The following is a 13,117-nucleotide window of genomic DNA, read 5'->3' as shown; positions in this document are numbered from 1 at the left end:
TCCCTTACTCCACTCTCGCAGGTCCGACACATGACTGAACACGTCGAGTCGCTGTTCTCTCGCCCGCTGCTCCCGCTCGCGAACGCGGACGACGCCGATACTACCTGTGCCACCGCGTTCCCGCGCATCGCGGCGGCCGATGGTCGGGCCTCCGTCGTCCACGTCATCGAGAAGGCGGGCGGCGCGCCGGACAAAGCCGGCGTCGAACAGCGCGAGGAGGTCGCGGACGAACTGTTCGACATCGCCCGCCGCGCCGCGGACGACGCCGGCATCGAACTTCAGACCGACCTCCGGTTCGCGACCGACGTCGGCGACGCCATTCTCGAAGCGGCTCGCGAGGCCGACGCGACGGCCATCGTCTTCACCCCGCGCGGCGGCCGCTCGTGGTGGGACCTCTTTTCGGGCGCGGTCCGCGAGGAGTTGATTCGGCACAGCGACCGTCCCGTGGTCGTGCTGCCGGCGGACGACGCCGACGAAGACGGTGAAACATGACGGACGGGGAACTCGCCAAAGACCTCGGCCCGCTCGCGGCATTGACTATCGGTATCGGGACGATGATCGGCGCGGGCATCTTCGTGCTTCCGGGGGCAGCGGTCCAACAGGCCGGGCCGCTCGCGGCCGCCGCGTTCGTCCTCGGCGGCGTCATCGCGCTCTTGACCGCCATGTCCGCCAGCGAACTGGGCACCGCGATGCCGAAATCCGGCGGCGCGTACTACTACATCAACCACGCCCTCGGGCCGCTGTTCGGCAGCGTCGCCGGGTGGGGCAACTGGATGGGGCTCGCGTTCGCCTCCGCGTTCTACATGACCGGGTTCGGTCAGTACGTGGTGACGTTCCTCCCCATTCCGAGCCTCGTCCTCGGCGGTATCACGGTTTCCGGCGTGAAACTCGTCGCCCTCGCGGGCGGTCTCCTCTTCGTGTTCATCAACTACGTCGGCGCGAAGGAGACGGGGAAGCTACAGAACGCCATCGTGCTCATCTTGTTGGCCATCCTCGCCGTGTTCACGGTCTTCGGACTGCTGAACGCGGACCTCGCAAAACTCCGACCGTTCGTCCCGCCGGACAAGGGCGTGTCGCCGCTCCTCCCCGTGACCGGCCTCATTTTCGTCTCGTACCTCGGATTCGTCCAGATCACCTCCGTCGCGGAGGAGATCAAGAACCCCGGGAAGAACCTCCCGCGGGCCGTCCTCGGCAGCGTCGTCATCGTGACGGTGGTGTACGCGCTCGTCCTCCTGACCGTGCTGGCCGCGGTGGACAACAGCCTCGTCGCCGGAAACGACACCGCCGTCGTCGACGTCGCCCGGCTCCTCATCGGTCCGGTCGGCGCGGGTGCGATGCTGTTCGGCGGCCTCCTCGCGACCGCCTCGTCCGCGAACGCCTCGATTCTCGCCTCCTCGCGCATCAACTTCGCCATGGGGCGCGACCGCATCGTCTCCGAGGAGCTCAACGAGATTCACCCCCGGTTCGGCACGCCGTACCGCTCTATCGCCATCACCGGCGGGTTCATCCTCCTGTTCATCCTGCTGGCCGACGTCAACACCCTCGCGAACGCCGGGAGCGTCCTCCACCTCATCATCTACGGGCTGCTCAACGTTGCGCTCATCGTGATGCGCGTGTCCGACCCCGAGGATTACCAGCCGGACTACCGGGTTCCGCTGTACCCCATCACCCCCATCCTCGGGGCGATTACGTCGTTCGCCCTCATCGCCTTCTTCGCCAACAACATCGTCCTCCTCGCTGCCGGGTTCGTGGTGTTCGCCATGCTGTGGTACGCCGCCTACGCCCGCACCAGGGCGACGAAACAGGGCATCCTCGGGAAGTACCTGCTCCAGCAGTCGGAACAGCTCCCGGATGCCGCAGTCTCGGCCGCCACGTCGGTCCAGCCCGACGGCGGCTATCGCGTCATGGTCCCCCTCTCGAACCCCGAAAGCGAGCGCGACCTCATCTCGCTGGCCGGGGCCGTCACCAAGGCCAACGACGGGACGCTCGTCGGCGTCCACATCGTGAAGGTGCCCGACCAGACCGCGCTCGAATCGGCCCGCGAGGAGTACGACTTCGCCGAGGCCGACCGCCTGCTCGAACAGGCCCGCGTCGACGCCGACGAACTCGGCGTGGACATCGAGACCCACACGGTCCTCTCTCACCGGTCGTTCGAGGAGGTCTTCGACGCGGCGGAGACCTACAGCGCCGACCTCGTCGTCATGGGCTGGGGCCCCGACAGCCACGGGTCGCCCGGCCGCGCCGAGAGCGCGTTCGAGGAGATAACGCACGCGCTCCCCTACGACGTGTTGGTGCTGAAGGACCGCGGGTTCGACCCCTCGCACGTGCTCGTGCCGACCGCCGGCGGTCCGGACTCCGACCTCTCGGCGTCTATCGCCTCGGTCCTGCGCGAGTTCTGCGACGCGGAGATAGAGCTTCTCCACGTCGCCGACGACAGGGAAGCGGGTGAGCAGTTCCTCCGCGAGTGGGCCGACGAGCGCGGTCTCGGCGACGCCACGCTCACCGTCGAGACCGGCGACGTCGAGAGAGCCATCGAGTCGCACGCGACCGAGGCGTCGCTGCTCGTCGTCGGCGCGACGGAACGCGGCCTCCTCTCGCGGCTCGTCCGCGGCACCGTCGTCATGGACGTCGTCGACGACGTGGAGTGTTCGGTCCTCCTGGCCGAGCGGAGTCGCTCGCGGAGCATCAGGGAGCGCCTGTTCGGGTAGTCCGAAGGGCGCCGCGGAACCGACCCGTTTTCTCGCCGCCGATGGCCTCTCGCGTCGCCGCGGCACATTTGTCCTTCGCCGCCGTAGCGGGGGTATGGCGAAGCAATCGGGGCTGTCGCGCGACGACGCGGAGCTGTCCGTCGAGGCGACGAGCCGCCGCATCGACGCGGGTGAGGTCACGCTCCACGCGGTCGAAGCCGGACCGGAAGACGGCGAACTCGTCGTCCTCCTCCACGGCTTTCCGGAGTGTTGGTACGCGTGGGCGGACTACCTCCGCCCGTTGACCGAAGCGGGCTACCGGGTCGTCGCGCTCGACCAGCGCGGCTACAACCTGAGCGACCGCCCCTCGGGCGTCGAGTGGTACAGCATCGACGAGCTCGCCGACGACGTGGTCGGCGTCGCGGACGCGCTCGGCCACGAGAAGGCCCACGTCGTCGGTCACGACTGGGGCGGCGCGGTGGCGTGGTGGACCGCGCTCCACCACCGCGACCGGGTGCGTTCTCTCACCGCGATGAACCTCCCGCACCCGGTAGTGCTCTCCCGCCACCTCAGACGCGACCCGGCCCAGCAGCTCCGGAGCTGGTACGTCCTGTTCTTCCAACTGCCGAAGCTCCCCGAGCTCGTCGCCCCCGTCGGCGACTGGGCCGTCTTGGAGCGGACGATGACCGGCACCGCGCTTCCCGGCACGTTCTCGGCGGCCGACCTCGACTGCTATCGCGCCGCGTGGTCGGTCTCCGGAGCCTACGGCTCGATGGTCGACTGGTATCGGGCGGTCGCCCGCGAGCGCCCGCGACCCCGCGTCGAGACGGTCGAGCCCCCGACGCTCGTCGTCTGGGGGACCCGGGACCGGTTCCTCCGGCCGAAGATGGCGCGCGAGAGCCTCGCGTTCTGCGAGGACGGCCACCTCAAGACGTTCGACGAGGCGACCCACTGGGTCCACCACGAGGAGCCGGTGGCCGTCGCCCGCGCGCTCGTCGAACACCTCGACGACGCGTGGCGAACGCCGAACAACACCCCCGACGAGGCGGGCCATCGCCCAGTCTGAGCTCCGCCGGCGATTTTGATTAATGAGCAATATTTGCTGGTTGCTCGTTGAAGCTATATAGGTCCATCGAGGGAACTTAGCGAGGTTCTTGTACGTCCGGCGTGCACGTTGAATCGACGCGGGAGCAGTCCGGTGGTGGGACTTTCCATGCCCCTTCGAACCGTCTCCGCGTCTCTTCATGAGCAGGGACGGGGGACCGTCCCACCTTTCGACCGGCGAGCGACTGCGCCCACGACCGGGCCTCGAACCCCACCGGGCCGGACCCGTCGTCGCCGGATGAGTACGTTCTTACTCGCGGCCCCCGCAGGTCGCGTATGACCGACCTCGGAAAGGTCGACCGCGAGTTCTTCGACGAGTACATCTACCCGCGGTTGGGCGCGGCCCGCGACGACGTGGCGCTCGGCCCGACCCACGGCGTCGACTTCGGCCTCCTCGACATCGACGGCACCGCCGTCGCCATCGCGACCGACCCCGTCTCCGTGCTCCCCGCGCTCGGCTTCGAGCGCGCGGGCCGGTTCGCCATCGACATCGTCCTCTCGGACATCGCCGTCTCGGGGCTGGACCCCTCGCACCTCGCCGTCTCCTTTACCCTCCCGCCCGAGATGACAGACGAGCAGTTCGCCGAACTCTGGGGCGCGATGCACGACGAGGCCGACGACCTCGGCGTCAGCATCGTCACCGGCCACACCGCCCGCTACGCCGGCTGTTCGTACCCGTGGGTCGGCGGCGCGACCGCCCTCGCGGTCGGCGACCACGACGACGTGGTCCGCCCGGACGGCGCGAGACCCGGCGACGACGTGCTCGTGACGAAGGGCCCCGGCGTCGAGGCGACCGGCCTCCTGACGACGCTCTTTCCGGACGCCTTCGCCGACCTCGACGACGACGTGCTCGCCGCCGCGCAGGCGCGACTCGACGAGACCGACGCGGTCCGCGACGCGATGACCGTCTCGGCCGCCGGCGGCCGCGGCGTCCACGCCATGCACGACGCCACCGAGTGCGGCGTCCACGGCGCGCTCAACGAAATCGCCGAGAGCGCGGGCGTCCAACTCGAAATCGACGAGTCGAGCATCCCGTTCCGGCCCGGCGTCCGCGAGACCTGCGACTTCCTCGGCATCGACCCGTGGCGCTCGACCACCGCCGGGTCGCTCGTCGTCGCCACGGACCCCGACGTCACGGACGACGTGGTCGCCGCGCTCGACGCCCGCGGCACCCCCGTCGGCGTCGCCGGCACCGTCGTCGCGGGCGAGGGCGTCGTCGTCGACGGCGAGCGCATCGAGCACCCCGACGTTGACCCCTCGTGGGCCGCCTACGACCGGCTCGCCAGCGAGGCCGAGCAGTCGGGTGCCGACGAATAAGCAGACTCACCCCTCGTTTTCCAGCGCGTCAGCGACCCGGTCGAGCGCCGCGTCCGCCGCGTCGACGTCGGCCGCGAGGCTCAGAAAGCCGTGCGGCATGGCGGCCTCGTGGTCGTGGACGGCCTCCACGCCGGCGGCGTCGAGTACCGACGCGTAGGCCGCGCCCTCGTCTCGAAGCGGGTCGAAGCCGGCGGTGACGACGTGCGCCGGCGGGAGGTCGGCGTGCGAGTCGGCCCGGAGCGGCGCGGCGAAGGGGTTGTAGCGGTCCACCGGGTTTCGGAGGTAGGTGTCGTGGGCCCACAGCACGTCGCGGCGGGTGAGAAGCGGGCCGTCGGCGTTCTCCCGGAGCGAGTCGTGGTCGGCCGAGCAGTCGGTCATCGGGTACAGGAGGACCTGTCTCTCGATGGTCGGGCCGTCGAACTCGCGGGCGTGGAGGGAGACGGCGGCCGCGAGATTCCCGCCGGCGCTGGTCCCCGCGACGGCGACTCGGTCGGGGTCGGCTCCGACGGACGCGCCGCGTTCGGCGAGCCACTCGACCGCCCGCACGCAGTCGTCGAGGCCGGCGGGGAACGGGTGCTCGGGCGCGAGTCGGTAGTCGACCGAGACGACGACGCGGCCCGAGCGGACCGCGAGCCGTCGGCAGACGCCGTCGATGGAGTCCAGCGTGCCCATCGCCCAGAGGCCGCCGTGAAAGAAGACGAGCGCGGGACGCGTCTCGCCGGGTTCGGGGTGATAGATGCGGAGCGGTATCTCGTGGGCTGAGGCGGCCCCGTCGCCGCTCTCGCCGTCGATTGCGAAGTTCGTAACGCGGGCGACTTCGGGGGCGTCGCCGGCCGAGAACACCTCGTCTTCGACCTGGCGGGCGCTTTCGACGCCGAGCGCGGACCACTCGGGGAGGCCCAGACGCTCGACCTCGGCGACGGCCGCGTGAGCCTTCGGGTCGAGGTCGGCCGCGCGGTCGGCGACACCGATGGCAGACGAGCCATTAGAATCGTCCTCGGGGTCGCGTCGGGAGTCACCGTCAAAGAGAGCCATACCGGTGGGCCGCGGGCGACCGTGAAAAACACCACGCCGTGCGGGTCGTGAATCTACTTGTCGCGCCGGCGCTTCGACACGCGTATGACCGACGACCCCACCGTCGAGGCCGCCCGCGAGATGGACGCGGCGGACCCGCTTTCGGACCTCCGAGACCGCTTTTACGTCCCTGAGGGCGAACTGTACATGGACGGCAACTCGCTCGGCCCGCTGTCTGTCGACGCGGAGGCGGCCCTCGAACGCGTCGTCGACGAGTGGCGCGACCTCGCCATCCGCGGGTGGACCGACGCCGACCCGGAGTGGTTCACCTACGGCGAGCGACTGGGCGAGCGACTCGCCCCGCTCGTCGGCGCGACGCCCGAGGAGGTCGTCGTCGCCAACTCCACGACGGTCAACATCCACGCGCTCGTCGGGACGTTCTACGACCCCGCCCGCGGCGAGAACATCGTCGTCGACGACCTCGACTTCCCGACGGACCACTACGCGATTCGCGCGCAACTCCGGCACGCCGGCCGCGACCCCGACGAGGCGCTCCGCGTGGTCGAGAGTCGCGACGGGCGGACCATCGAGACCGAGGACGTGCTCGACGCCATCGACGACGACGTGGGGATGGTGTTTCTCCCCTCGGTCCTCTACCGGAGCGGCCAACTGTTCGACGTCGAGGCCATCACCGAAGCCGCTCACGAGGCCGGCGCGCTGGCCGGCTTCGACCTCGCGCACTCGGTCGGCGCGGTCCCGCACCGGCTCTCCGAGGTCGGCGTGGACTTCGCCGTCTGGTGTCACTACAAGTACCTCAACGCCGGCCCCGGCTCCATCGCCGGCCTCTACGTCAACGAGCGCCACTTCGGCGTCACGCCCGCGCTGGCCGGCTGGTGGGGCAACGACAAGGAGACGCAGTTCGACATGGTGATGACCTACGAGCCGGCGCAGTCGGCCGGCGCGTTCCAGTCGGGGACGGTCCCGGTGCTGTCCGCGGCCCCCCTCGACGGCGCGCTCGACGTCGTCGAGGACGCCGGCGGCGTGGCCGCCCTCCGCGAGAAGTCGCTGGCGCTCACGGACTACCTCATCGCCCTCGTGGACGAGCGACTGCCGGAGTGCGAGGTCGGAACCCCGCGTGACCCCGCGGCCCGCGGCGGCCACGTCGCGGTCGAACACCCCGAGGCCTACCGCGTCAGCCTCGCGCTCAAGGAACGGGGCGTCATCGTGGACTTCCGTCAACCGAACGTCGTCCGGATGGCTCCCGCGCCGGCCTACGTCGGCTTCGAGGACGTGTACCGGGCGGTCGAGCACTTCCGAGAGATTCTGGACGGGGACGAATACGAGGCGTTCGAGAAGCAGAGTGGCGGCGTCACGTGAGGGTCGCGGCGGCGGGGAGTCGGTCGCTTACCAGTCGATGACTTCCTTGTCGCGCCAGAACTTCCCCGCGGGCGCGCCGGGCTTGAACGTGGCGAGCCACGTCGGCGTCTCCGCGCCCTTCTCGACCGGCCGGTTCGCCTCCTCGCCGCCCATGTCGGTGCGCACCCAGCCGGGACACACCGAGTTGGCGATGAGACCGTCGTCGCCGTACTGGCCGTCGAGGTAGGCGGTGAGGCCGTTGAGGCCGGTCTTCGAGATTCGGTACGCGGGCGACCCGCCGGACTGCCCCTCGCCCAGCGCGCCCATCCCGGAGGAGACGTTGACGACGCGGCCGCCGTCGGACTGGAGGAGGAGGGGAACCGCGTGCTTGCACAGGAGCATCGGCCCGCGGAGATTGACGCCGAGGGTGCGGTCGATTCGCTCGGTCGACTCGGCGACGATGTCCTCGCCCTCGCCGCCGACGCCGGCGTTGTTGACGAGGATATCGAGGCGGTTCTGGTCGGCGAAGATGCCGTCGACGACCTCCTCGATGTCGCCTTCTTGGGTCACGTCGAGGAGGACGCGTTCGGTGCCCTCGGGCGTCTCGTTGGTGACGCTGCGCGACCCCGCGTACACCGTCGCGCCGCGGTCGCGGAGGTTCTCGGCTATCTGGCGGCCGATACCTCGGTTCGCGCCGGTGACGAGTGCGACCTGTCCGTCGAGGTCGTCGTAGCGGTCGGGTTCCATGGCTGCGTCTGTGAACTGAGAAAGGATATTCTCACCGAAGCGTGCCGGCGGTCGCGGCGTACCGGCGAGGTTCGGGAGGCCGACGGGTCACTCGACCGCGATAGTGAGTTCGCCGAACTCGTCGCCGGTCCACTCGTGGGCGGTCATCCGGCCGTCGGGCGAGCAGATGAGATAGACGTAGCCCGGCCACGACGCCTGTTCCCGGTCGGTCGCGCTCGGGACCGGGTCGGACTCGGGGTGCGAGTGGTAGAAGCCGACCGCGTCGTCGCCCGCGGACTCGATGGCTTCGAGAATCGAAACCGTCTCCTCGGGGTCAAGTTCGTAGGCGACCCGCGGGTCGTCGGCGACGTTCGAAACGGGGTGGGCGGCGGTGACGGTGCGCGCGTCGCCGTCGCCGGCGAGGACGCCGCAGACCTCCGCGGGCGGGTCGCTGGCGGCTCCCTCGCGGGCGTGCGAGAGAACCGACTGCCGCGCGTCGACCGCGAGCGAGAGCCTACTCGAAGTCACGGCGCATGGCGATTTCGAACCACGGGCAGAGACGCAGTTGGCGGTACCACTCGGGGTTGTCGTGGAGGTGCTCGTAATCCGCCCAGAGCATGCCCGCGATTTCCTCTTCGTCGGGGTCGAGGGAGGTGTCTTCGAGCGTGACCTTCAGGACGGCACAGACCTCCCACTCCAGTCCGGCGTTCTCGTAGTAGCGCTTGTACTCGAACTTGTCCGTGACGCGGAGGTCGGAGTACTGGTCGGGCGAGATGCCGAGTTCCTCTTCGAGGCGCTCTTCGGTGGCTTCCTCTTGGGTCTGGCCCTCGACGGGGTGGGAGGCGACGGTGCCGTCCCAGGAGGTGTCCCACAGGCGCTTGTTGGGCGCGCGCTGGGCGAGGAGTATCTGTCCCTCCTCGTTGAACACGAGGCAGGTGAACGCGCGGTGGCGGATGCCGTCGCCCGTGTGGGCGTCGAGTCGGTTGACCGTCCCCTCGGCGTTGTCGTCGGAGTCGACGGCGATGACGTCCTGCGCTGCGTTCTTGTGGAGTTCAGTAGCCTCGTCGGCCGCTGCGTTGCTCATGTGCCTTCCGTCGGAGTCGGGGGTCAACTAAGCTTCGATGCGAACCGCGGACCACGCGGCGGCGGCGCGGGATTAGCCGAGGCGCTCGTCGAGGATTAGGCGGGTCTTCGTGCTCTTCACGTCGTCGTGCTCGCGGGCGCGGGTGATGAGGTCGTTGACGGCGCGGGTGTCGGCGGCGTCGACGACGAGGACGATGTCCTCCTCGCCGGAGACCTGCCAGACGAAGTCCACGTCCTTCCAGTCGGCCATCAGCTCGGACACGTCGTTGGTGTCGACGTCGACCGCGACGGTCACCTCTATCATCGCCTTCAGGTTCCCCGTGCGGGTCGAAATCGTAAAGCGCTCGATGACGCCCTCCTCGACCAACCGCTCGACGCGGTTCCTGACGGTCCCCTCGGAGGTCCCGACTTCGGCCGCAATCTCCGTGTTGGGGGTCCGAGCGTCCCGTCGAAGGATATCGAGGATGCGTCGGTCAAGCTCGTCCATATCTCACGTGCCGTCCCCAGCGACTTACCGATTACGAATTTCGTAACTCGACTTCGAAAGTAACACTTATGCACCCGTGTTCCGTTCGTTTCTCGTAATGTCGGACGCCTATCTGGCGCTGGAAGACGGTCGCGTGGTCGAAGCGCGTGGCCGTGTTCCGGGGCGCACACGCGGTGAACTGGTGTTCACAACCGCATATACGGGATACGAAGAGAGTCTGACCGACCCTTCGTACGAAGAACAAGTGCTCACCTTCTCGTACCCCCTCATCGGGAACTACGGCGTCCGAGCCGAGCGATTCGAGTCCGACCGGGTCCACCCTCGGGCGGCCGTCGCACGCGAGTTCACCGAGGAGGTCGTCGAGTGGCTCGCCGACGAGGGCGTCCCGGCGGTCGACCACCTCGACACGCGCGACCTCGTCACGTCCATCCGCGAGGAGGGCGCGATGAAGGTCGGAATCGCCGTCGGCGAGGACGTGACCCCCGAGGACGCGAAGGAAGAACTCGCGCAGTGTAAGGGCATGAGCGAGCACGTCGACATCGGCGCGCAGGTCACCACGACCGAGCTGACGACGTTCGAGGGCGACGGCGACACCACCGTCGCGCTCGTCGACTGCGGCGCGAAGGGCTCCATCGTGGACTCCCTCGTCGACCGCGGCGCGACGGTCCACGTGCTTCCCTACGACGCGGACGCCGAGGACGTGACCGCGCTCGAACCCGACGTGCTGTTCATCTCCAACGGCCCCGGTGACCCCGAGAACTACACCGCGACGCGCGACCTCGTCGAGGAGTTCGCCGGCGAGGTCCCGCTGGCGGGCATCTGCCTCGGCCAGCAGATCGTCGCCAGCGCGCTCGGCGGCACCACCGAGAAGATGGCCTTCGGCCACCGCGGCGTCAACCAGCCCGTCCGCGACCTCCAGAGCGGAAAGGTCGTCATGACGACCCAGAACCACGGCTACACCGTCGCCGACCCCGGCGACCAACTCGACGTGACGCAGGTCAACGTCAACGACGACACCGCGGAAGGCCTCGCCAGCGAGGAACTGAGCGTCATCACGCGCCAGTACCACCCCGAAGCCCACCCCGGTCCCCACGACTCGCTCGGCTTCTTCGACGACGTGCTCGCCATGGCGGGTACAGAGGGAAACGAGCATAAGCCCCGAGTCGCTCCCTCGGACTGACCACCCCGACCGCGACTTCTACTAGCCCGATTCCAGACGCCCCGGTCGACTGCACCCCGACCGCCGGCGACAGAACACCGATTTTTCGGCGCGTTTCCCCCACGAGCAACGGGATTCGCATTTCGGACCGGATGTGGTAGAAACTGTCAAACTGTTCCCCGGCGTATTCTCACCTATAATGGACGACGTATCGCTCATCGAACGCGGGTTCGAGGAGTTCCCGGCGACGGTGGCGATTCTCGACAGGCACGGGGATATCGTCTACACGAACCGGGCGTGGCGGACGTTCGCCGACGAGAACGGGTACGCCGGCGACCCCGATTCGACGGGGGTCAACTACCTCAACGTGTGCGACGCGGCCCGCGAGAGCGACGAGATCGCGGGGGTCGTCGCCGACGGCATCCGCGCGGTGCTCCGCGGCGACCGCGACTGTTTCACCGCCGAATACCCGTGTCACTCGCCCGCAGTCTACCGGTGGTTCTCGCTCCGCGTCGTCCCGATAGATACGCCGAGACACGGGGAGTTCGCGCTCGTCATCCACCTCGACATCACCGACAGGCGGCTCGCGGAGCTGCAGGTCAACGAGAAGAACGAACACCTCGCGGCGCTCGTCGGCGGGCTCGCCTCGGAGTTGAAAGCCCACCTCGCGTCGGCTACCGAGTCGGCCGAACGGCTCGTCTCGGTCGACGGCGACGACGCCGCCGCGCTGTTCGAGAGCCTCTCGCGCATCGAGTCGCTCGTCGAGTGGGGCATCGACGTCGCCGAACAATCGAGCACGCTCGACCTCGCGCCCGTGGGCTTCCGCGAGCACGTCGCGCAGGCGTGGGCCGTCGCGTCGCTCGACGGCGCGAACGACGCCACCTACCGAGTTGTCGGCGACGGGTCGCTCTTGGCCGACACGCACCTGTTCGGGCTGTTGTTGGTCGCGCTACTCACCAACTGCTTCGAGCGGAACGCCTTGCCCGGGCCGCCTTCCAGCGTCGTCGTGGGGACGACTGCCGACGGGTTCTACGTCGACGACGACGGCCCCCGCCCGTCGTCCGAGGAGCGCGCGGCGACGGCCCCGACCCCGAACCAGTTGCTCGGCGTCGATTACGACTCGCTTCACCTCTCGACGGCCCGGCGAATCGCGGACCTCCACGGGTGGCAACTCGACGTGGCCGACTCGGAACTCGGCGGCGCGCGCTTCGAAGTCCGCGGCGTCGTGTGGAAGTAGGCCGCGTTCGGCCGAGAGCGAACGAGACGCGCCGGTCAGGAGAGGTCCGCTTCCATGACGAACGTCGGTTCCTCCGCGAGGTCGCTCCGGGCGAGCGACGCGTCGGAAATCCAATCGATTCGCTCGGGGAACAGGACGCGGGTCCGGTCCGCGCCGACCGAGGCGGCGTCGCGTCGAACCGCGTCCAACAGCGACTCGCAGGCCGGCGCGTCGTCCCACGCGGCGACCGCGTACTCGGCCCACGTCACCTCGCCCTCGTCGTCGCGTTCGCGGGTGTAGGTTCGATTCCGGTAGGTGAAGCCTGTCGCGCGGTCGTCGCCGACGACGAACAGTCGGTCGTCGGCCGCGGCGTCGTGGAGGCGCGCGCGGGTCAGCTCGGAGAGCGCCCACGACTCGAGGGGGTCGAGCGCGAGCCCCGACAGCGCGGTTCGCGCCTCGCACCCGGTCCAGTAGGCCCACGCGGCGTCGGCGTCGTCGCCGACCGCCGTCTCCGGCTCGGCGGCCGCGTCCGGTTCGGGCGTCGCCCAGCGGAACTCGACGCCGGGGTCGAACCCGACCGTGCGGGCGTTGGCGAGGCTCGGGACGTTCCACGAGTGAATCATGTTGCGGACGCGGCGCGCCCCCCGCTCGCGCGCCCAGTCGAGAAGCGCGTGCGACAGCCGGGTCGCGAGCCCCCGCTCGCGGTAGTCGGGCGCGACGCGCATCCCCTGCGCCCAGCCCTCGTACTCCGAGAGCATGACGACCTGCGCGATGGCGGCCACGTCGTCGGAGGGCGTCTCCTCGCCCATATCGACGAGGAGCGTCGCCTGCGCTAACTCGCCGGGGGAAATCCAGTCGTGGTAGATGTCGGGGATGTAGTCCGACCCGCCGCGGTCGGCCCACGTGTCGCGGGTGAACGCGGCGACCGCGTCGTAGTCTTCGGGTCGGGCGGGTCGAATCTCCATCAG

Annotated in this window: 13 protein-coding genes; 7 read left to right on the top strand and 6 right to left on the bottom strand. The window is 69.3% G+C overall.

Annotated features, from left to right (window positions below):
* Positions 1-30: 30 nt before the first annotated feature.
* From C454_RS09785 to C454_RS09770, 4 genes are all read left to right on the top strand, one after another.
* A complete protein-coding gene (locus C454_RS09785; RefSeq protein ID WP_004975045.1) occupies positions 31-492 on the top strand; it encodes a universal stress protein in 462 nt (153 codons plus the stop codon).
* On the top strand, positions 489-2,708 hold the full coding sequence (locus C454_RS09780) for an amino acid permease (protein ID WP_004975044.1): 2,220 nt from the start codon (positions 489-491) through the stop codon (positions 2,706-2,708). Before C454_RS09785 ends, C454_RS09780 begins: the two co-directional genes overlap by 4 nt.
* A gap of 94 nt (positions 2,709-2,802) precedes the next feature.
* A complete protein-coding gene (locus C454_RS09775; protein ID WP_004975040.1) occupies positions 2,803-3,753 on the top strand; it encodes an alpha/beta fold hydrolase in 951 nt (316 codons plus the stop codon).
* Between the two features lie 314 nt (positions 3,754-4,067).
* Entirely contained in the window at positions 4,068-5,108 is a 1,041-nt protein-coding gene (locus C454_RS09770) for an AIR synthase family protein (RefSeq protein WP_004975039.1), read from the top strand.
* Positions 5,109-5,114: 6 nt separating this feature from the next.
* Here the strand turns inward: C454_RS09770 and C454_RS09765 are convergent, their stop codons facing one another.
* Positions 5,115-6,143 (bottom strand): alpha/beta hydrolase, encoded by a 1,029-nt coding sequence (locus C454_RS09765; RefSeq protein ID WP_004975038.1) that lies wholly within the window; start codon positions 6,141-6,143, stop codon positions 5,115-5,117.
* 84 nt (positions 6,144-6,227) lie between these two features.
* On the opposite strand from C454_RS09765, the gene kynU reads away from it, so the two are divergent.
* Complete coding sequence (gene kynU, locus C454_RS09760; protein WP_004975037.1) at positions 6,228-7,499, top strand: kynureninase; 1,272 nt, start codon at positions 6,228-6,230, stop codon at positions 7,497-7,499.
* 27 nt (positions 7,500-7,526) lie between these two features.
* Here kynU and C454_RS09755 read toward each other — a convergent pair whose 3' ends face one another.
* The 4 genes from C454_RS09755 to C454_RS09740 form a co-directional block, all read right to left on the bottom strand.
* Positions 7,527-8,225, bottom strand: a complete 699-nt coding sequence (locus C454_RS09755; RefSeq protein WP_004975033.1) for an SDR family NAD(P)-dependent oxidoreductase — start codon at positions 8,223-8,225, stop codon at positions 7,527-7,529.
* Between the two features lie 87 nt (positions 8,226-8,312).
* Positions 8,313-8,732 carry a desampylase gene (locus tag C454_RS09750; RefSeq protein ID WP_004975028.1) on the bottom strand — a complete coding sequence of 140 codons (420 nt, stop codon included), beginning with the start codon at positions 8,730-8,732 and terminating at the stop codon, positions 8,313-8,315.
* Positions 8,719-9,288: an NUDIX hydrolase gene (locus tag C454_RS09745; RefSeq protein ID WP_004975027.1), complete on the bottom strand. Its 570-nt coding sequence runs from the start codon at positions 9,286-9,288 to the stop codon at positions 8,719-8,721. Before C454_RS09745 ends, C454_RS09750 begins: the two co-directional genes overlap by 14 nt.
* 72 nt (positions 9,289-9,360) lie before the next feature.
* Entirely contained in the window at positions 9,361-9,774 is a 414-nt protein-coding gene (locus C454_RS09740) for an Lrp/AsnC family transcriptional regulator (protein WP_004042482.1), read from the bottom strand.
* Between the two features lie 97 nt (positions 9,775-9,871).
* Between C454_RS09740 and carA the strand changes: the two genes are divergently transcribed.
* On the top strand, positions 9,872-10,954 hold the full coding sequence (gene carA / locus C454_RS09735; protein ID WP_049905075.1) for a glutamine-hydrolyzing carbamoyl-phosphate synthase small subunit: 1,083 nt from the start codon (positions 9,872-9,874) through the stop codon (positions 10,952-10,954).
* A gap of 178 nt (positions 10,955-11,132) precedes the next feature.
* A complete protein-coding gene (locus C454_RS09730; RefSeq protein ID WP_004975024.1) occupies positions 11,133-12,170 on the top strand; it encodes a PAS domain-containing protein in 1,038 nt (345 codons plus the stop codon).
* A gap of 35 nt (positions 12,171-12,205) precedes the next feature.
* Here the strand turns inward: C454_RS09730 and C454_RS09725 are convergent, their stop codons facing one another.
* Entirely contained in the window at positions 12,206-13,114 is a 909-nt protein-coding gene (locus C454_RS09725) for a GNAT family N-acetyltransferase (protein ID WP_004975023.1), read from the bottom strand.
* Between the last annotated feature and the right edge of the window lie 3 nt (positions 13,115-13,117).

Origin of the sequence: Haloferax gibbonsii ATCC 33959, assembly GCF_000336775.1 — an archaeon.
Classification (GTDB): domain Archaea; phylum Halobacteriota; class Halobacteria; order Halobacteriales; family Haloferacaceae; genus Haloferax; species Haloferax gibbonsii.
This window is presented reverse-complemented; position numbering and strand designations above follow the sequence as displayed.

What these genes read in the sequence shown, in the direction of transcription:
- C454_RS09775 (WP_004975040.1), top strand. Translation starts at nt 2,803, where the DNA reads ATGGCGAAGCAATCGGGGCTGTCGCGCGACGACGCGGAGCTGTCCGTC.
- C454_RS09785 (WP_004975045.1), top strand. Translation starts at nt 31, where the DNA reads ATGACTGAACACGTCGAGTCGCTGTTCTCTCGCCCGCTGCTCCCGCTC.
- C454_RS09770 (WP_004975039.1), top strand. Translation starts at nt 4,068, where the DNA reads ATGACCGACCTCGGAAAGGTCGACCGCGAGTTCTTCGACGAGTACATC.
- carA (WP_049905075.1), top strand. Translation starts at nt 9,872, where the DNA reads ATGTCGGACGCCTATCTGGCGCTGGAAGACGGTCGCGTGGTCGAAGCG.
- C454_RS09725 (WP_004975023.1), bottom strand. Translation starts at nt 13,114, where the DNA reads ATGGAGATTCGACCCGCCCGACCCGAAGACTACGACGCGGTCGCCGCG.
- C454_RS09730 (WP_004975024.1), top strand. Translation starts at nt 11,133, where the DNA reads ATGGACGACGTATCGCTCATCGAACGCGGGTTCGAGGAGTTCCCGGCG.
- C454_RS09745 (WP_004975027.1), bottom strand. Translation starts at nt 9,288, where the DNA reads ATGAGCAACGCAGCGGCCGACGAGGCTACTGAACTCCACAAGAACGCA.
- C454_RS09755 (WP_004975033.1), bottom strand. Translation starts at nt 8,225, where the DNA reads ATGGAACCCGACCGCTACGACGACCTCGACGGACAGGTCGCACTCGTC.
- C454_RS09765 (WP_004975038.1), bottom strand. Translation starts at nt 6,143, where the DNA reads ATGGCTCTCTTTGACGGTGACTCCCGACGCGACCCCGAGGACGATTCT.
- C454_RS09780 (WP_004975044.1), top strand. Translation starts at nt 489, where the DNA reads ATGACGGACGGGGAACTCGCCAAAGACCTCGGCCCGCTCGCGGCATTG.
- kynU (WP_004975037.1), top strand. Translation starts at nt 6,228, where the DNA reads ATGACCGACGACCCCACCGTCGAGGCCGCCCGCGAGATGGACGCGGCG.
- C454_RS09740 (WP_004042482.1), bottom strand. Translation starts at nt 9,774, where the DNA reads ATGGACGAGCTTGACCGACGCATCCTCGATATCCTTCGACGGGACGCT.